Annotated in this window: 17 protein-coding genes; 7 read left to right on the forward strand and 10 right to left on the reverse strand. The window is 64.3% G+C overall.

Annotated features, from left to right (window positions below; all coding sequences use genetic code 11):
• Positions 1-357: 357 nt before the first annotated feature.
• Complete coding sequence (tyrS, locus tag IGX34_RS21425; protein ID WP_192557802.1) at positions 358-1,569, reverse strand: tyrosine--tRNA ligase; 1,212 nt, start codon at positions 1,567-1,569, stop codon at positions 358-360.
• Between the two features lie 211 nt (positions 1,570-1,780).
• Between tyrS and IGX34_RS21430 the strand changes: the two genes are divergently transcribed.
• Complete coding sequence (locus IGX34_RS21430) at positions 1,781-3,232, forward strand: OapA family protein (RefSeq protein ID WP_192557803.1); 1,452 nt, start codon at positions 1,781-1,783, stop codon at positions 3,230-3,232.
• Positions 3,233-3,240: 8 nt separating this feature from the next.
• Positions 3,241-4,389: an anhydro-N-acetylmuramic acid kinase gene (locus IGX34_RS21435; protein WP_192557804.1), complete on the forward strand. Its 1,149-nt coding sequence runs from the start codon at positions 3,241-3,243 to the stop codon at positions 4,387-4,389.
• Here IGX34_RS21435 and IGX34_RS21440 read toward each other — a convergent pair whose 3' ends face one another.
• The 3 genes from IGX34_RS21440 to IGX34_RS21450 form a co-directional block, all read right to left on the reverse strand.
• Complete coding sequence (locus tag IGX34_RS21440) at positions 4,390-4,683, reverse strand: hypothetical protein (RefSeq protein WP_225737682.1); 294 nt, start codon at positions 4,681-4,683, stop codon at positions 4,390-4,392.
• Positions 4,684-4,830: 147 nt separating this feature from the next.
• Positions 4,831-6,132, reverse strand: coding sequence for an AmpG family muropeptide MFS transporter (locus tag IGX34_RS21445; protein WP_225737683.1), 1,302 nt, complete (start codon positions 6,130-6,132; stop codon positions 4,831-4,833).
• Positions 6,122-6,892 carry an exodeoxyribonuclease III gene (locus tag IGX34_RS21450; protein ID WP_192557806.1) on the reverse strand — a complete coding sequence of 257 codons (771 nt, stop codon included), beginning with the start codon at positions 6,890-6,892 and terminating at the stop codon, positions 6,122-6,124. The genes IGX34_RS21445 and IGX34_RS21450 overlap by 11 nt, the downstream gene beginning before the upstream one ends.
• 127 nt (positions 6,893-7,019) lie before the next feature.
• Between IGX34_RS21450 and pyrE the strand changes: the two genes are divergently transcribed.
• Positions 7,020-7,667 (forward strand): orotate phosphoribosyltransferase, encoded by a 648-nt coding sequence (gene pyrE, locus IGX34_RS21455; RefSeq protein ID WP_192557807.1) that lies wholly within the window; start codon positions 7,020-7,022, stop codon positions 7,665-7,667.
• A 92-nt stretch (positions 7,668-7,759) separates the two neighbouring features.
• Positions 7,760-8,410, forward strand: coding sequence for a DUF4124 domain-containing protein (locus IGX34_RS21460; RefSeq protein WP_225737684.1), 651 nt, complete (start codon positions 7,760-7,762; stop codon positions 8,408-8,410).
• A gap of 200 nt (positions 8,411-8,610) precedes the next feature.
• On the opposite strand, the gene IGX34_RS21465 is transcribed toward IGX34_RS21460, so the two are convergent.
• Genes IGX34_RS21465 through coaBC form a run of 3 tightly spaced genes read right to left on the reverse strand, consistent with a single transcriptional unit; the run spans position 8,611 to position 12,617 of the window.
• On the reverse strand, positions 8,611-10,938 hold the full coding sequence (locus IGX34_RS21465; RefSeq protein WP_192557808.1) for a phosphomannomutase/phosphoglucomutase: 2,328 nt from the start codon (positions 10,936-10,938) through the stop codon (positions 8,611-8,613).
• 21 nt (positions 10,939-10,959) lie between these two features.
• Positions 10,960-11,415, reverse strand: coding sequence for a dUTP diphosphatase (gene dut, locus IGX34_RS21470; RefSeq protein WP_192557809.1), 456 nt, complete (start codon positions 11,413-11,415; stop codon positions 10,960-10,962).
• A complete protein-coding gene (gene coaBC / locus IGX34_RS21475) occupies positions 11,412-12,617 on the reverse strand; it encodes a bifunctional phosphopantothenoylcysteine decarboxylase/phosphopantothenate--cysteine ligase CoaBC (RefSeq protein WP_192557810.1) in 1,206 nt (401 codons plus the stop codon). The genes dut and coaBC overlap by 4 nt, the downstream gene beginning before the upstream one ends.
• 98 nt (positions 12,618-12,715) lie before the next feature.
• Between coaBC and radC the strand changes: the two genes are divergently transcribed.
• From radC to IGX34_RS21490, 3 genes are all read left to right on the forward strand, one after another.
• The gene (gene radC / locus IGX34_RS21480; RefSeq protein ID WP_192557811.1) at positions 12,716-13,387 is read left to right on the forward strand and encodes a RadC family protein; all 672 of its coding nucleotides are present in this window, start codon (positions 12,716-12,718) and stop codon (positions 13,385-13,387) included.
• A 458-nt stretch (positions 13,388-13,845) separates the two neighbouring features.
• Positions 13,846-15,537 carry an arginine--tRNA ligase gene (gene argS, locus IGX34_RS21485; protein WP_192557812.1) on the forward strand — a complete coding sequence of 564 codons (1,692 nt, stop codon included), beginning with the start codon at positions 13,846-13,848 and terminating at the stop codon, positions 15,535-15,537.
• Entirely contained in the window at positions 15,538-16,248 is a 711-nt protein-coding gene (locus IGX34_RS21490) for an SPOR domain-containing protein (protein WP_192557813.1), read from the forward strand.
• Positions 16,249-16,308: 60 nt separating this feature from the next.
• Here the strand turns inward: IGX34_RS21490 and IGX34_RS21495 are convergent, their stop codons facing one another.
• The 3 genes from IGX34_RS21495 to IGX34_RS21505 all read right to left on the reverse strand — a co-directional run bounded on the left by IGX34_RS21495 (position 16,309) and on the right by IGX34_RS21505 (position 19,006).
• Positions 16,309-16,593 carry a hypothetical protein gene (locus IGX34_RS21495; RefSeq protein ID WP_192557814.1) on the reverse strand — a complete coding sequence of 95 codons (285 nt, stop codon included), beginning with the start codon at positions 16,591-16,593 and terminating at the stop codon, positions 16,309-16,311.
• Positions 16,594-16,688: 95 nt separating this feature from the next.
• Positions 16,689-17,552: an NAD(P)-dependent oxidoreductase gene (locus IGX34_RS21500; protein ID WP_192557815.1), complete on the reverse strand. Its 864-nt coding sequence runs from the start codon at positions 17,550-17,552 to the stop codon at positions 16,689-16,691.
• Between the two features lie 101 nt (positions 17,553-17,653).
• A complete protein-coding gene (locus IGX34_RS21505; RefSeq protein ID WP_192557816.1) occupies positions 17,654-19,006 on the reverse strand; it encodes an NCS2 family permease in 1,353 nt (450 codons plus the stop codon).
• Positions 19,007-19,023 lie beyond the last annotated feature (17 nt).

Here is a 19,023-nt window from a genome sequence, read left to right on the forward strand (position 1 = left end):
TTGTTTGGACAGATTGTCCATCCAACGCAAGACGCCCACACAAGTCACCTGCGCACACTGTCAAAGATCAATCACTTGCGACCTCTTCTTCAAGATCGCCCCGAAGCATTTCGTCCCGGGTGAGCCGCCCATTCTACATCGTCCCTTCAGTCCGTCAACACCTTCAGCGAAGTATTTTTGCTTTCGGTGTTGCCGTCGAAGGACGTTGCCAGCGGCGGGGTGGCGAATACTAGGGAGCACCCCATCCTTTGGCAAGCGTTTTTTGAAAATATTTTTCGAGTTTCGCGTAACGCGTTGTTCCGTCGTGAAACTTGTTGCTTGCATGAAGCGCGACGACGTTGCGTCGTCGCGCTCGACTTACGCTTGCGTCAACAACACGCGCGCGAAGTTGCGCTTGCCGATCTGCAGCACACCTTCGAAACCTGGCGCAAAGACGCGCTGCGCATCCTCAACCACCTCGGCATCAATGCGTACCGCACGCTCCTTGAGTTTGCGATTCGCTTCCGCGTTGCTGGGCGTAAGTCCCGCGGCGGTCAACAGCGCCGGCAAGCGCAGGCCTTCCGCCGGCACGGCAATCTCGGTGAGCGGCAGCAGGCTCGTATCGCCCTCGCCGCGCACGACAGCGTGCCAGCCGGCAATCGCTTTCTCCGCCTCCTCCGCATTGTGGAAGCGCGTAGCCAGTTCGCGCGCCAGCTTGAGCTTGGCGTCGCGCGGATTCAGCGCTCCGCTGGCCACCTCTTGCTTCATGCGCGCGATATCGTCTAGCGAGGTCTCGAAGCTGAGCAGCTCGAACCAGCGCCACATCAGCTCGTCGCCGATCTTCAGCGTCTTGGTGACGATGTCGATCGCCGGCTCGTTGATGCCGATGTAGTTGCCCAGCGACTTGGACATCTTGTTGACGCCATCCAGCCCCTCGAGCAGCGGCATGGTGAGCACGATCTGCGGCGGCTGGCCGTGGTGCTCCTGCAGCGCGCGCCCCATCAGCAGGTTGAATTTCTGGTCGGTGCCGCCGAGCTCCACGTCGCACTTGAGCGCGACCGAGTCGTAGCCCTGCACCAGCGGATAGAGGAACTCGTGGATGGCGATGGGCTGCTGTGCCGCGTAGCGCTTGGCGAAATCGTCGCGCTCGAGCATGCGCGCCACGGTGTGTTGGGCGGCGAGCTTGATCATGTCGGCGGCGCTCATCTGGCCGAACCATTCCGAATTGAAGCGCAGTTCGGTCTTGTCGCGGTCGAGCACCTTATAGACCTGCTCGGCGTAAGTTTCTGCGTTGGCCAGCACATCCTCCCGCGTGAGCGGCTTGCGGGTGACGTTCTTGCCGGTAGGGTCGCCGATCATGCCGGTAAAATCGCCGATCAGGAAAATCACCGTATGCCCCAGGTCCTGGAACTGGCGCATCTTGTTGAGCAACACGGTATGGCCCAGGTGCAGATCCGGCGCGGTCGGGTCGAAGCCCGCCTTGATGCGCAGGGGGCGGCCCAGCTTGAGCCTTGCGGCCAGCTCTTCCTGCTTGATGATCTCGTCGGCGCCGCGCGCGATGGTAGCCAGCGCCTGCTCAAGCTCGCTCATGTCGTCCTCATGGAGTGGTTGTCTAGGCAGCCAAAAAGGTGATGGCCGCCGTCAATAGCGTTAATTGTGCGTTAATCGGAAAGATCGCGCAAACCCTTGATGGAAAAGGCATTGACGCGATTTGCACAAGCTCGTTATGGTACGCGGCAATTGATACTTTGTACCGCAGGGGTGTGGTCGGAATGAATAAGAAGAACAGGGGCCGTTAGCGATGGCCGCGAGCAAGCAAGACGCGCGCACCGCACGCAAACTGGCCATCCGCCGCAAGGCTCAACGTCGCCACTCTCACTTTTATCAGCATTGCGCTCACTGGTCGTTCAATCGACAGACCGGTGGCGAGCAGCCGCCTATTCATTGGCATCGCGAACGCTGGATGCTGGCAGCGACGGCGCTGCTGATCACCGTGCTGTCCGGTTTCCTGATCCCGGCCTGGGCCACGGCGATGAAGCCGGTCGCCATCGCGCCGGAGCAACACACCCTGCTGCCGCTGGCGCTGCCGAAGATCGAAGCCCCAACGCTCAAGTCGCCTACGGTGGAAGACTGGCGCGTGGTGCAGGTGCATCCGGGCCAGACGCTGTCCGACATTTTCCAGAGCCAGGGCCTGACCCTGACCGACCTGCAGCACGTGGTCGACAATGCCGGCGACGCCAAGGCGGCGCTGCATCACATCCAGCCGGGCCAGGAATTCGATTTCCTGATCGGCCGCAGCGGCAACCTGGAAGGCATCCGGTTCGACAAGGATGAATCCACCCGCGCCATCATCCGTCTCGACGGCGCCACGCCCGGCGTCACTACGGTGGCCCGCGCGGTGGATACGCGCGAACAAGTGGCGCACGGCGTGATCGACGATTCGCTGTTTGCCGCCGCCAACAAGGCCGGCCTGAGCAACGCGATGGTGATCAAGCTGGCCGATCTCTTCAAATACGACATCGACTTCGTGCAGGACCTGCGCGTAGGCGACAGCTTCACCGTCATTTACGACACGGTGTACCGCGACGGCGGCTACCTGCGCGAAGGCGATATCGTCGCCGCCGAATTCGTCAACCAGGGTCACCGCTATACCGCCTACCGCTTCAAGCGCGGCGACGGCAGCTTCGGCTGGTTCAGCGAAGACGGTCGCCCGCTGCAGAAATCCTTCCTGCGCATTCCGGTGGATTTCACCCGCATCTCCTCGCCTTTCAGCGCTGCACGCATGCATCCGATCCTGGGTCTGATGCGCGCGCACAAGGGCGTGGACTACGCCGCGCCGACCGGCACGCCGATCCATGCCGCCGGCGATGGCGTGATCAAGTTCCGCGGCTGGATGAACGGCTACGGCAACTTCGTAATCATCCAGCACGATTCGCATATCAGCACTGCCTACGGGCACATGTCGCGCTTCGCTACCGAGCGCGTCGGCCAGCACGTGCGCCAGGGCGATGTGATCGGCTACGTCGGCATGACCGGCCTCGCCACCGGTCCGCACCTGCACTATGAATTCCGCGTCGACAACGTGCAGCGCAATCCGCAGACGGTGACGCTGCCCAAGCCCGAGCCGCTGCCAGGCGCGCAGATGGCGCAGTTCCAGGCCACAGTGGTGAAACCGCAGCTGGCACGCCTGACGGAAATCGACAACAACTACAAGCTTGCGCGGGCCGAATCGACCACGCGCAGCGACGATTGAGCCGGCGCGTGGATGACGCGTCCGGGCTCTATGTCGGGCTGATCTCCGGCACCAGCGCCGATGGCATCGATGCCGCGCTGGTGCGTTTTGAGCAGGATCGCCCACAACTGGTAGACGCCCTCACCCATCCCTGGCCGGATGCCCTGCGCGCGCAGATCCTGCGCGTGGCGCAAGATGAAACGCGGCTCGACCTGGATGCCTATGGGCGGCTCGATGTCGCGATCGGCCAGCAGTTTGCCCACGCCACGCATCAATTGCTCAAGCAAAGCGGTACCGATCCAGCGCAAGTACGCGCAATCGGCTCGCATGGCCAGACCATCCGACATCGGCCGGCCGGCGACTATCCATTCACTCTGCAGATCGGCGATCCCAGCGTAATGGCCGAACGTTGCCGCATCGACGTGGTGGCCGACTTCCGTCGCGCCGATGTCGCGGCAGGCGGCCAGGGCGCACCGTTGCTGCCGGCGGTGCATGCCATGCTGCTGGCCCGTCCCGGCCGCACGCGGGTGGTACTCAATCTTGGCGGCATCGCCAATATCACTGTGCTCGGCAGCGATGGCCAGGTGCTTGGCTTCGACACCGGGCCGGCCAACGGGCTGATGGATGCCTGGTGCCTGCGCCATCTGGGCGAGGCCTTCGATCGCGATGGTGCATTGGCCGCCAGCGGTCGCGTCGACGACAGCCTGCTCGCTTATCTGCTGGAAGATCCCTACTTCGCGCTGTCTCCGCCCAAGAGCACCGGCCGCGAGCACTTTCATTTGCATTGGCTGGATACGCAGCTGGCGAACTGGCTGGATACGCAGCGGGGCAAGGTTTCGCTGGCGGCCGCGGACATCCAGGCAATTCTGCTGCAACTCACGGTACGCAGCATTGGCGATGCCATCGATCGGCATGCCGCCGATGCAGAAGATGTGCTGATGTGCGGCGGCGGCGTACACAACGGCGCCCTGGTGCAGCGACTGCGCGAACGACTGGCGCCGCGCGCACTGCACAGCACCGCCGCCTATGGTGTTGATCCGGATTACCTGGAAGCGACTGCGTTCGCCTGGCTGGCGCGCCAGCGTCTGCTGGGCCTGCCGGGCAATCTGCCGGCCGTCACCGGCGCACGCGGCTTGCGCGTGCTGGGTGCCGTCTATCCGGCACCACGCGCGGGCTGATCAGTCGAGCAATTCGCCGACGGCACGGTTGGCCGGTGCAAGCTGTTCCGAACGCGCCACTGCAAGCGCCTGCATGGTTTCCTGGAACACCGCGCGCTCACTGGCATCCCAGTGTCCGACAGCGCTCGAAAGATCCCGCGATTCGAACAGATTTTCGGCCAGGAGACCGTTGTTCTCCGCAACACCCAGGCCATGCCGCAAGGCCTGCAGCACCACGTCATTGATCGACCACTGGCGTTCCTTGGCCAGCAGCTTGATGCGCTCAGCCATCAGTCGATCAATGTGACGAATCATGATATCCGGCATATGGCTCCACTCCGTGCCACCTAGCCCCTGTGCGCCGATCCTCGCCAACCACGCGCATGCCTGCAATGCCCATCGCGGCGATCCGTGGGCCAGTTCGCACTCGGCGTGTGAACGTGTTTGCGCGTCGGATTCCGTTCAGCCGGAAGACACCGGTTCGTCCTTGCTGAAGCGCCGCCACAAGCATGCAAACAGCAGCATCGCAGGCAACATCGAAAACACGGTGATGACGAAGTAGCCGCCGTAACCCATTGCCGTAACGATGCCGCCGGCAAAAAAACCCAAGGCCTTGCCAGGCAGATTCACCAGCGAACTCAGCAATGCGTATTGAGTGGCGGTGTGTTGCCGGTTCACCAACAAGGAGAGGAACGCCACCGTCGGCGGCCCCAGCAAACCTTCCGCAAAGTTCTGGCCGGAGATCGCCATGGTCAGCGCGGCCAGATTGCCGTGGTGCCCCAGCAGCATCAGGTACAACAGATTGCTGCAGCTCTCCAGCACGATGCATACGCCGAGCGTACGCCATGCACCCCAGCGCGCCACCGCGGCACCGCCTGCGAACGCGCCGGCAATGCCGATCCAGATGCCGTAGATCTTGGTGACTGCGCCGATTTCGGTTTTCGAAAAACCCATGTCCCGGTAGAACGGACTCATCACGCCGCCAATGATCGCCTGCTCCGGCACCTTGAACAGCAGGATGAACAACAGCGTGAGTCCCGCCACCGCCCAGCCGTAGCGACGGAAGAAATCGGTAAAGGGATCGAGCACGCTTTCGCGCATCGCCTGGCGCCATGTCGCGGGTGCCGGACGGCGGATATCCGGCTCGCGGATCATCAGCGTGGTAAGCACCGGCAGCAGCATCACTGCGGACAGCAAGGTATAGATGGTGGTCCACGGGATGTGGTCGGCCAGGATCAGCGCCAGCGCGCCGGCCACCAGCAGACCGAGGCGATAGCCCAGCGAATAGGTCGCCACCAGGGCGCCCTGTGCCGAGGGCGGTGCAATTTCGATGCGGTAGGCATCGATCGCGATGTCCTGCGTGGCGCCCATGAATGCCACCAGCAAGGTTGCCGCCACAAAGGGCATCAACTGGTGCGGCGTAAGTGCAGCCATCGCCAGCAGGCCCACGATCACACCCAGCTGCGCCAGCAGCAGCCAGCCGCGGCGCTGGCCCAGGCGCCCGAAACCGGGCAGGCGCCAATGATCCAGCAGCGGCGCCCACACGAATTTGAAGGCGTAGGTCATGCCGGCGCTGGCGATCATCGTGATGTCTTTCAGCACGATGCCGTTTTCTTTCAGCCAGAACGCCAGGGTGCCGGCCACCAGCAAGAACGGCAGCCCGGAGGAAAAGCCCAGCAGGCACATCGTCCATGCCGCCGGTTCGGAGAACGAGCGCCAGATCGACGGCTTGCGCGCGGCGGCGCCGCCTGCATCAGTCGGCATAGTCAACCGTGTACGGCGCATGGTCGGAGAAGCGCTCGTCGCGATAGATCGAGCACTGCTTGAGGCGATCGCGCAGCGAAGGCGTTACCACCTGGTAGTCGATGCGCCATCCCACATTGTTCTCGCGCGCACGGCCGCGGTTGGACCACCAGGTGTATTCCACCGCTTCGGGCTTGATCGCGCGGAAGCTGTCAACCCAGCCTTTCTTATGGAACAGCAGATCCAGCCACGCGCGCTCTTCGGGCAGGCAGCCGGAGTTCTTCTGGTTCGAGCTCCAGTTCTTGATGTCGTCCTTGGTGTGCACGATGTTCCAGTCGCCGCAGATAACGTAATCGCGCTTGCTCTTGAGCCACTTGTCGAAGATCGGCGTAAGCCAGTCCATCACCTGGAATTTGAATTGCTGGCGTTCGTCGCCCGATGAACCCGACGGCACATACATCGACACCACGCTCAGATTGCCGAAACGCGCCTCGATATAGCGGCCTTCGTTGTCGAATGCGTCCCAGCCCAGCTCCGTGAGCACTTTGTCCGGCTCGCGCTTAGCATAGATCGCCACGCCGCTGTAGCCCTTCTTGCTGGTCGCATCGCGGTAAAAGCAATGATGGCCGTCCGGGCGAAACATCGGATCGCTGAGCTGATCTTCCTGCGCCTTGGTTTCCTGCAGGCAGACCACGTCTGCCTTGTGCTTGCGCAGCCACTCGAACACGCCTTTGTTGGCGGCGGAACGGATGCCGTTGGCGTTAAGGCTGACGATGCGCATGGCGACTCCTTGGTGGAAGCGCGCATCATAACGAAGATGCGCCGATACCGAGGGCGCAAGCGGCCCGGCCCCTGTTTCCGGCCAAAATCGGTAACATGTGGCGGTTTCCATCTCTTGCGTCTTCGCCATGCACGATTACCAGCGCGACTTCATTGAACTGACCCTGCAGCGCGACGTGCTGCGTTTTGGCGAATTCACGCTGAAATCCGGCCGCCTGAGCCCTTATTTCTTCAATATGGGACGGATCGATTCCGGCGCCGCACTGGCGCGCCTGGGCCGCGCCTATGCCGCCTCGGTGATGAATTCCGGGCTGGAAGTGGACATGTTGTTCGGCCCCGCCTACAAGGGCATCGCGCTCGCCGCGGCCACCGCCATGGCGCTCGCCGACCAGCATGGCCGCGACCTGCCCTGGGCCTACAACCGCAAGGAAGCGAAGGACCATGGTGAAGGCGGCGTGTTGGTCGGCGCCCCGCTCAAGGGCCGCGTGCTGATCGTCGACGACGTGATGACGGCGGGCACCGCGGTGCGCGAATCGCTGGCGCTGATCAGCGCCCAGGGCGCCACCCCGGCCGGTGTGCTGATTGCGCTGGACCGGCAGGAGCGCGGCCAGGGCGACCTTTCCGCCGCACAGGAAGTGCAACGCGACTACGGCATTCCGGTGGTGGCCATTACCGGTTTCAGCGACGTGCTGACCTATGCCGGCGAGCGGCCGGATCTTGCGGCCGACTACCAGCGCATGCTCGCCTATCGCGAGCGCTACGGCGTGCAGGGCTGAGCCCGCGCCGGCGTAGTGAAATCGGTCACGCTGGCGCATGCCGGCGGTTCTGCGGCCAAGGCCGCCGGCTATACTGCGGCAAGGAGGGGATCATGCTTCGACGTGCCATCATCGTATCCATTGCCTTGTCGCTCGGTGTTGTTGCCGTGGCGGCCCAGGCCCAAAGCTCCAACGGCATCCGCTATCGCTGGGTCGATGGCAGCGGCCTGCCGCATTACAGCGACAGCCTCACCAACGATGCGGTGAAGTTCGGCTACGACGTCATCAACAACAACGGCTCGGTGATGCAGCACGTGGGCCGCCAGCTGACGCCCGACGAACGCGCCGCCGCCGACAAGCAGGCCGCCGAACAAGCCGCCCAGCATGAAGCGGCGGAAGCGCAGAAGCGCAACGACCTGCAAATCCTCAACACCTATCCCAATGAGGATGCGCTCAAGTCCGAGCAGCAGGCAGTGCTGGAGAGCCTCGACGGACAGATGAGCACCACGCGCGCCAACCTGCACAGCCAGGATGCCGCGCTCACCGACCTGCTCAACCGCGCCGCCGACAACGAACGCGCCAAGCAGCCGGTGCCCAAGGCGCTCACCGACCAGATCGCCGCGCAGCGCAACGTCGTAGCCGGCGAGCGCACGCTGCTGCAACACCAGCAGGCCAATCGTGTCGCGATGGAACAGCAGCAGGCGCTGGAGCTGCAGCACTATCGGGACCTGAAGGCAGCGCAGAAGGCTGATCGCGGTTATTGATGCATCTGCCTGGTCCAACCAGGCATGCAGCAACACCGCACCGTTATTCCAGCCTTCGCCGGAACAACGCCGCAGTAGTGCGTAGGCTGGGTTAGCGCAGCGTAACCCAACAATCCCTCATCGCAGCCACATCACTGGATTACCCCGGACCAAGTCCGGAGTAACCAAGCTACGCGATGCCTGGAAGCGTGATCCCCACGCTAGAACGGCAGCTTCAAACTCGGATCCACCGCCAGCAACTGCGCCCGGAACGTTTCCTTGATGCGCCGGAGCGCGGCATCGTTATCCGCATCGAAGCGCAGCACCAGCACCGGCGTGGTATTCGACGGCCGCACCAGGCCCCAGCCGTCCGGCCAGTCCGCGCGCAGACCATCAATGGTGACCAGGGTCGCGTCGCCGAAATTGGCCTTTTCGCGAAATTTTTCGATAAAGCGGTAATGCTCGCCCTCGGCCATCTCGACCTTGAGCTCGGGCGTGGAAACGCCCTTGGGACACGTGGCGAAAATTTCCTCAGGCGTGCGGCCTTCCAGGTCACCGGCCAGAATTTCCAGCAGGCGCGCGCCGGCATAAATGCCGTCGTCAAAGCCGTACCAGCGCTCCATGAAGAAGAAGTGCCCGCTCATTTCGCCGGCCAGTTCCGCGCCGGTTTCGCGCATCTTGGCCTTGATCAGCGAGTGCCCGGTACGCCACATCAGGGGACTGCCGCCGGCATCGAGAATCTGGCCCTTCAGGTGCCCGGTGCATTTAACGTCGTAGATGATGGTGGCGCCCGGCTGGCGCGACAGCACGTCGCGCGCGAACAGCATCAAGGTGCGATCGGGATAGATGATTTCGCCGTTGCGCGTGACCACGCCCAGCCGGTCACCGTCGCCATCGAAGGCCAGACCAAGATCCGCGCCGGTCTGCTTCACCGACAGCACCAGGTCTTCCAGGTTGCGCGGATCGGAAGGATCGGGATGGTGGTTGGGGAAGTTGCCGTCCACCTCGCAATACAGCGGAATCACATCGCAGCCGATGCCTTCCAGCACCTGCGGCGCCACTGCGCCGGGAATGCCGTTGCCGCAGTCGACCACCAGCTTGAGGCGGCGCTCGGTCTGCACGTCCGAGGTGATGCGCTCGATGTAGTCCGGCACCACGTCGACGTGGCGCAGGCTGCCCTTGCCGTCGCTGTCGAGTGCATGCGTGGTGATGCGCTGATAGAGATCCTGGATGGCGCCTTCCGACAGCGTCTCGCCGGCGACCACGATCTTGAAGCCGTTATAGTCGGGCGGATTGTGGCTGCCCGTTACCGCGACGCCGCAGCCGGTATTGAAGCGATAGGCGGCGTAATACACCACCGGCGTCGGCACCGCGCCGATATCGATCACGTCGATGCCCGCGGCGCGCAGGCCATCGGACAAGGCGCTGGCCAGTTCCGGACCGGACAGGCGGCCATCGCGACCCACCACCATTTCATGCAGGCCTTTCTCGCGCATCAGCATGCCGATCGCCTGGCCGAGCAATTTGGCGACCTCGTTGGTGAGGCTTTTGCCCACTACGCCGCGGATGTCGTAGGCACGGAAGATGGCCGGATCCACCGCCACCGCCGCAGGTGCCGGCTTGGGCGCGGCACGCACCACCGGACGCACCGGTTCTGGCGCCGGCGCTGGCATCGCCTCGGGCACGCTTTCTTCTTCGCCCACCACCACGGCGGGCAACCGGGAAGCACGCCGGTGCAGCGAGAGCAGGCCAATGCCGCCGCCCAGCCCCAGCAAGGTGAGCAAGGCCGCCAGTACCGCCGATTGGGGCAGCACGATATAGGCGCCGGGCAACACCGCCACCACGTTGAAATTGCTGCCGGGAATCGGCTTGCCGGCCGGTTCGGCATCCACCGCCGAACTGCTGCCGCGCGTCATCAGCTGCATGTTGTCGCCGTGATCGGTGCTCTGGCTCAACTGCAGCCTGCCGTCATGGACCGGTACATCGCTGAAGCGCTGGGCCAGCGGCGCGAACGGCAATTCGATCCAGGCCCACGCCGCCGGCTTTCCTGCCGGACCGAGGGCTTCCACCATGGTCATGCGCCGATCGCCGGGGCCTTTGGCCACCGACTCCACCGGCGGTTCGTCGCCGGCATCCGGCGCCGCCATCAACTGGGCGGCCTTGGCGTAGCCGAAGCTGTGGTAGTTGGCGTGCAGCACTTCATCCAGGCCGGCGCTGTATAGCTCCACGTTCTGCGCCTGCGGCAAGCGTTGTTTCAGCGCAGTCAGCACATCGGCCGTATTCGCCGGAAGACCGCTGGTATCGACCCCGGCGATCGCCTTGGTCACCTCACCGCGTTGCTGGGCGATGCTCGCCGCCAGCGCCTGTACGGCCTGATCCTGCGCTGCGTGCAGGCGCTGCACGGAACCGCCCTGCTCGGCGATCAGCCAGGTCTGCCATGCGCAGAAACCACCAAAGGCCAGCAGCAAGGTGCTGCCGGCCAGCAACAACAATCGCCCCCATGCGACGTGCACTCCAGGCAAACGCATTCTCGCGCCGCTCATCGCCATGCCCCAATCCCCAAAAGTGGCTCAATGTTTTCCGGTAGATCCGAACCCGCCCTCGCCCCGTTCCGATGGCACGAATTCGTCGACGATCCGCAGGCGTGCCTGCCCCACCGGCACCAGCAGCAGCTGCGCAATGCGCTCGCCCACCGCGATGGTGTACGGCTGGGTGCCGCGATTCCAGCAGGAGATCATCAACGGTCCCTGGTAGTCGGCATCGATCACCCCGACCAGATTGCCCATCACCAGCCCATGCTTATGCCCCAGGCCCGAGCGCGGCACGATCAGCGCGCACCAACCCGGATCGCCGATATGGATAGCCATGCCGCTGGGCACCAGCGCACTCTCGCCGGGCGCGAGGGTCAGCGGGGCCTCGACGGCCGCGCGCAGATCCATGCCGGCGCTGCCCGCGGTGGCCGCCTGCGGCAGCGGAATGCTGTCGCCCAGGCGCGAATCGAGAATTTTCAGTTCGACATCGATCATCCGCGCTGCACCCGGTAGCGGCTGGCGACATGATCGACCAGCTGACGTGCAAGCACCGCCTTATCAGCGCGCGGCAACTGGGCCGAGCCGTCGGCCCAGTACAGCGTGATGGCGTTGTCGGCGGTTTCAAAACCGAGGCCGTCGCCCACCTGGTTGGCCGCGATCATGTCCAGTCCCTTGCGTTGCAGTTTGTCGCGCGCATAGCTCTCCACGTTCTGCGTTTCAGCGGCAAAGCCGACCAGGAACGGATGCCCTTGCTGCGCGGCGAGGCTGGCGAGGATGTCCGGGTTCTGCGCCAGCTGCAGGCTCAGATCCTGGCCGTTCTGTTTTTTCAGTTTGTGCGGAGCCACTTCATTGGGCCGGTAATCACCAACCGCAGCCGCGCCGATATAAATATGTGCGCCGGCAGCCGCTTCGGTCACGGCCGCATGCATCTGCGCGGCACTACGCACGTCGATACGCTTGCTCACACCCTGCGGCGTGGCCAGGCTCACCGGCCCGGCAACCAGGGTGACCTGGGCACCGGCCTGCGCCGCCGCATCGGCCACCGCAAAGCCCATCTTGCCGGAGCTGCGATTGCCGATGAAGCGCACCGGATCGATGTCCTCGTAAGTAGGGCCCGCGCTCACCACCACCTTCAAGCCGGCCAGCACGCGCTCGCCGAAGGAGGCCACGATCGCCTCGCGCAATTGATGCGGTTCCAGCATGCGGCCCGAGCCGACTTCGCCACAGGCCTGGTCGCCCGCGGCCGGCCCGAGAATCTGCACGCCGCGCGCCCGCAAGGTGGCCAGGTTGGCCTGGGTCGCCGCGTGCGCCCACATCTGCTGGTTCATGGCCGGCGCGAGATAGACCGGCGCCGCCGTGGCCAGGCATAGCGTGCTCAGCAGGTCGTTAGCGTGGCCATGGGCCAGGCGCGCCATCAGGTCGGCGCTGGCAGGGGCGATCAGCACGCGCTCGGCCCAGCGCGCCAGTTCGATATGGCCCATTGCCGCTTCGGCCGATTCATCCCACAGGCTGACCCGTACCGCTTCGCCGGACAGCGCCTGGAAAGCGGTCGGCGTGACAAAGCGGGTAGCGTTTTCGGTCATCACCACGCGCACGATGGCGCCAAGGTCGCGCAGGCGGCGAACCAGCTCGCAGGCTTTGTAAGCGGCAATGCCGCCCGACACTCCCAGCAAGATGCGGCGTTGGGAAAGGCTCATGTGTAAGCAGGATCTGACATACGGACAGACGGCTAGCTTACCGGATTCATGTATGGCTACTGCTGCCTTGATCGCATCCACAACAGCATCCTGTACGGATGAGTATTCGACACTGGCCGGAAGGCGAACGCCCTCGTGAAAAGTTGCTGGCGCGCGGCAGCAGCGTGTTATCGGACGCCGAATTGCTGGCGGTGCTGCTGGGCAGCGGCGCACGTGGCAAGGACGCGATTGCGCTGGGACGCGAACTGTTGCTGCAGGCTGGCAGCCTCGCTGCCTTGCTGGGCCGCCCGGACCGCGACATCCGCGTAGGCGGCCTGGGTCCGGCCAAGCGCGCCCGCATCGCCGCCGCGCTCGAACTGGCTCGGCGCGGGCTGGCCGAGCAACTGCTGGAACGTCCCTCGCTGCACAACCCCAGCGATAGCGGCGATTACCTGACCGCCCGCCTGCGCCACCTCACCCACGAAGTGTTCGCCTGTCTCTATCTGGACAATCGCCATCGGGTGCTGGCCTTCGAGGAGCTGTTCCGCGGCACCTTCGACGGGGCCAGCGTGTATCCGCGCGAAGTGGTGCGCGCCTGCCTTCACCACAACGCGGCGGCGGTAATTTTTGCCCATAACCATCCCAGCGGCCTGGCCGAACCCAGTGCCGCCGACCAGGCCATCACGCGCGAGCTGGGCCAGGCGCTGCGGCTGATCGGGGTGCGGGTGCTGGATCACCTGGTGATCGGCGAATCGGACGCGGTTTCCATGGCCGCGCGCGGCCTGCTCTGAGGGCCGCCCAAAAAAACGGCGCGAACGGGTGGTTCGCGCCGGGGGCCGCATGAGGGGAGGGTATTAGGGATGCGGCGGTCCCGTATCGCTCCGACGGGGGAGACGTCGGTGATACCCGGCTATTGTCGCAATGCGTCATGACTGGGGTATGACATGCAACGGGCATGCCTCTATTTCCCTCGTGGCAAGACTTATGCACATAACGGCCTGGAGACCACTTAACCGTATATTGCTGAACTTCACATCAAGTTCATCATTTATCTTTTTGTTTTTAAAAGATTATTTTCATGACAGCGAGGTTTCCGCAGGTTTTCCCGCGAAGGACGCCGACGCGCGCTTCACTTTCCCCACAGAGTTATCCACAGCCCCGCACCCCGCGCTGCAACAGCGCGCCGGAAAAGCGGCCGGCGGTACGGGTCTGTTAGGATGCTCGGTTCCATCAAAACCAAACCCTTCCCGTGAAAGAAGCGCTGCGCGAACTGGTCCTTCAGGCCATCCGGACCCTTCAGGGCGATGGCACCCTGCCCGCCGATATCGAATTGCCGCATTTCGTGATTGAGCGCACGCGCAGCCGCGAGCACGGCGATTTCGCCGCCAACGTGGCGATGCTGCTGGCCAAACCGGCGCGCGCCAAGCCGCGCGAACTGGCGGAAAAGCTGGTCGCCGCGCTGCCGCCCAACCAGCTGGTGGGCAAGGTGGAGATTGCCGGGCCGGGCTTTATCAATATCTTCCTGGCCGCCACCGCCTACCACGCGGAAGTGCGCCAGATCCTGGATCAGGGCGAGGCCTACGGGCGCAGCCAGCAAGGTGCCGGCCGCACGGTCGGGGTGGAATTCGTTTCGGCCAATCCGACCGGCCCGCTGCATGTGGGCCACGGCCGCAATGCAGTGTTGGGCGACTGCCTCAGCCGCCTGTTCAAGGCCACCGGCTGGAACGTCAAGCGCGAGTTCTATTACAACGACGCTGGCGTGCAGATCCACAACCTGGCGATCTCGGTGCAGGCGCGCGCACGCGGCCTCTCGCCGGATGAGGCCGGCTGGCCGGAAGACGGCTACCGCGGCGACTACATTGCCGACGTTGCCAAGGCCTACCTGGCCGGCGAGTCGGTCAGCGCCGACGGCCATGCCGTTACCGGCGCGAAGGATCCGGAAGACCTCGAAGCGATCCGCCGCTTTGCCGTGGCCGCCTTGCGCCACGAGCAGGATCTGGACCTGAAAGCCTTCGGCATCGATTTCGAGGTGTATTTCCTGGAGTCGTCGCTCTACACCGACGGCAAGGTGGAAGAAGCCGTGCGCGAGATCGTCGCCCACGGCCATACCTACGAAGAAGGCGGCGCGCTGTGGTTGCGCAGCACCGATTTCGGTGACGACAAGGACCGCGTGATGCGCAAGTCCGACGGCACCTATACCTATTTCGTGCCGGACGTGGCCTATCACCTGAGCAAATGGCAGCGCGGCTATGAGCATGCCGTTACCGTGCTGGGCTCGGATCATCACGGCACCCTGGCCCGCGTAAAGGCCGGCCTGCAGGCGCTGGATCTGGGTATTCCGAAAGACTGGCCACACTACGTGCTGTACCAGATGATCACGGTGATGCGTGGCGGCGAAGAGGTGAAGATCTCCAAGCGCGCCGGCAGCTACCTCACTCTGCGCGACCTGATCGACGAAGCCGGGCGCGATGCCACGCGCTACTTCCTGATCGCGCGCCGCTCCGATTCGCAGCTGGTGTTCGACATCGACCTGGCCCGCTCGCAGAGCAACGACAATCCGGTCTATTACATTCAGTACGCGCATGCGCGCGTGTGCCGCGTGCTGGAAGAACTGACCGAGCGCGGCCTGCCGCCGCTCGATCGGCAGGCCGGCATTGCCCAGCTGGGGCGCCTGGACAGCGATCACGAGCAGATCCTGCTGACCGAGCTGTCGCGCTATCCGGAAGTGGTCGAGGCCGCCGCCGCCAATCTGGAACCGCACCTGATCGCGCAATATCTGCGCGAACTCGCCGGGGCGCTACACAGCTACTATCACGAGCACAAATGGATCGTGGATGACGCCGAGCTGCGCAACGCGCGCGTGACGCTGGCGCTGGCCACGCGTGGGGTTATTCGGAACGGTTTGGATTTGCTGGGACTCAGTGCCCCGGAGAAGATGTAAATGGCAACCCGCAAGGGCAAAGGCCGTCAGGCCGTGCGCAACAACAGCGGTGGTTTCCCGGCCTGGGCCGGGATTCTGCTGGGTATTCTGATCGGCGCCCTGGTCGTGGTGGTATTGCTGCGTCACTCGCTGGTGCCGATGTCGCCGAAGGGCCCGCAGCCCAATCCCGAAGCCACCGCACAGCCAGGCAGCGACGAAGGCCTGGCGCCGGCCGGTGGCACCACCGCGCCGAAGAAGCCGCAGTACGACTTCTATTCGGTGCTGTCGGAAAAAGAAGTGCGCATTCCGGATTCGGAAATCAGCGCGCAGGCCAAGGCCGAACAGCAACAGCAGCAACAGCTCGCCGCGCAGCAGAAACAGCAGGCGCAAGCCGCCGCGCCGGCGCCGCCGCCGAATGCGCCGGCCGCCGTTACGCAGAACATCACCGCGGCACCGCCCTCGGCGGTGGCCGCGCCGCCTGCGACGCAGGGTGCGCCGAGCGGCTATCTGCTGCAGGTCGGCGCATTCCCGAGCGCATCCGATGCGGAAACGCTCAAGGCCAAGCTGGCGCTGCAGGGCTTCGTCGCCAATGTGCAATCGGTGAACGTCAGCGGTCAGACCTATCACCGCGTGCGCCTGGGGCCGTTCCACTCGGCTACGGATCTGGAAGCTGCCAAGCAGCGGCTTTCCGCGGCGGGCATTTCGGCGATCGCGCTGAAAGCGGGCAGCTAAGCCCAAGCGCGAGGTAGAGATAAGCCAAGGGCGCCGTCGGCGCCCTTGTCGTTTCTGGCCTCAGCGGCGGGATTTGCCACGGTGCGCCAGGATCGCACCGGCCAGCAGCATCAGCATCACACCGCCAACGCCACCACCGGCGACATTGGCCAGGATCGCCGACGGATCGGCAATTCCGCGTGCGCGCAGCAGCGCAAGCAGGCACTGCCCCACGATGCCGCCACCGGCTACACCGGCAAGGGTGTTACCCCACATACCCAGGCTCCAGCCACGGATGGCGCAACCGGCGACGTTGCCGCCGATGGCGCCGGCAATCAGCTGGATGATCAAGCTGGCCACGCTCATGCATCGCTCCGCCGCACCACACGAGTGGTGCTTGCGGCGGTTATACCCCAGCTAGCGTCAGCAGAAGATTCACATCGCTGCGGCGGAGGTTTTGGTCAATGCGCGCGCTTGAGGCGGATCAGGCCCGAGATATCGTCATCGCCATGGCCTTGCAGCATCAGCTGGGCGTAGTCGGCCAGGGAGCGGTCGATCACTGTGCGCGAGGTGCCCGCCTGCTCGGCGATGCCGCGCACGATGCCCAGATCCTTGTGCAGCAGGGCGAGCTTGAAGCCCACGTTGAATTCGTTCTTCAACATGGTGGCGCCGCGCTTTTCCAGGAACCAGTTGCCGGCTGCACCGGCACCCAGCGTGGGAATCAACCGTTCCGGATCCAGGCCCAATGCCTCGCCCAGCGCCAGGCCTTCGCACACGGCCTGCGCAATGCCGGCGACCAGCACTTGGTTCACCGCCTTGGTCGCCTGCCCGGCACCGACCTCGCCCAGATGCGTGACGCGCAGCGCATACGCTTCCAGCACCGGGCGCGCGCGTTCCAGCACCGCCGCATCGCCGCCGACCATGATCGACAGCTTGCCGTTCTTCGCACCTTCCACGCCGCCGGATACCGGCGCATCGAGGAAATGCGCGCCCACCGCCTGCAGGCGTGCTGCCGCCTGCTTGGCCGTATCCGGCGCCACGGTGGAATGATCGATCACGATCGTGCCGGGCCTGACGTGCGGCGCCAGCGCTTCGACGGTGTTGATGACGTCGGCATCGGCGGTGACGCACAGCGCGATCACGTCACACTGCGCTGCCAGCTCCGCCAGGCCGGCGGGTGCGGCGACGCCGAGTTCGCGCGCCAGCGCCACGGCTTTGTCATGCGTGCGGTTGGCCACCGCATGCAGCAGGCCATGCTGCTTGAGATGGCCTGCCATCGGAGCGCCCATCGCGCCCAGACCGATAAATGCTGCCTTGAGGCTCATGCGTATTCCTTGATGTAGCGAGCCGGGCAAGTATCGCGCATGACTTGCATGCCCTGCATGTGCGAAGGCCATCTCCATGCCTGGAAGGAATCCCTTCGCGTCTAAAGATGCGCCAGCAAAACCAGCGCCAGCGCCACGATCACCCACATCGCCGGCTTCACCTCGCGCACACGGCCGGTCGCCAGCTTCAGCAGCACATAGGCGATAAAGCCATAAGCCACGCCGTCGGTAATCGAATACGTAAGCGGGATCAGAATCATCGCCACGAAGGCCGGCGCGGCCTCGTCGAAGCGCTGCCAGTCGATGCGCGTAATCGATTCGATCATGAACACGCCGACCATGATCAGCGCCGGCGCCGTGGCAATCGCAGGCACCAGCGACAGCAGTGGCGATAAAAACAGAAACGGCAAAAAGCACAGCCCCGCCACTACTGCGACCAGGCCGGTGCGTCCGCCTTGCGAAATGCCCGCTGCCGATTCGATAAACGCATTCGCCGGACTGGTGCCGAGCGGCGCCGACAGCAGCGCCGAAAACGCATCCACCATCATCGACTGCCGGATATGACGCGGCGCGCCGTGCTCATCCACCAGCTTGCCTACGTCCGACACTGCCATGAAGGTAGACAAGGCATCGAAGAACGAGGTGAACAACATCACGAAGATAAACGGCCAGTACGCCAGCTTCAGCGAACCCAGCAGATCGAGCTGACCGAGCGCGGAAAAATCCGGCGCCGCGATCAGACCATGCCAGTTCACCAGCGTGGCAGTCGCGCCGTATGCGCTGCCGTCGCCCCACCAGCGTCCAATCGGCACCGCCAGCACGGTGGTCAGCACGATGCCGATCATCAGCGCCGCCTTGACGCGCCGTGCTACCAGCCAGATGGTCAAAGCCAGTCCGGCGAGAAAGGTCAGCAGCACCGGATTGAGCCGCGCCGAATGCACCAAAGTCACCGGATCGCCGACGATGAACTTGGCATTGACCAGGCCGATCAAGGTGATGAACAAACCGATGCCGCACGACACCGCGTGGCGCAGATTTTCCGGAATGGCCTCCACCACCAGCTTGCGCACATTGAACAGCGCCAGCAGCGCGAAGATCACGCCGGACCAGAACACGCAGCCCAGCGCCGTCTGCCAGGGCATGCCGCCGCCGTGCACCATCACGAAGGCGAACAGCGCATTCATGCCCATGCCCGGCGCGACCAGCACCGGGTTGCGCGCATACAGCCCCATGGCGCAGCTGCCCAGGAAACTCACCAGCACCGTGGCGGTGAGCGCCGCGGTGAACGGCACGCCGCCCTGCGCCAGCACCGCCGGATTGACCACGATGATGTACATCGCGGTAAGAAAGGTGGTGATGCCGGCGAGTACTTCCACCCGCACGGCCGAGCCTGCCGCGCGAATGCCGAACCAGCGCTCCAAAGCCGGAACCGGCAGCGCGTGACTAGGCTCCATGCCGCGATGCTTCCCTG

This window comes from Dyella acidiphila, from assembly GCF_014863405.1.
GTDB lineage: Bacteria > Pseudomonadota > Gammaproteobacteria > Xanthomonadales > Rhodanobacteraceae > Dyella_B > Dyella_B acidiphila.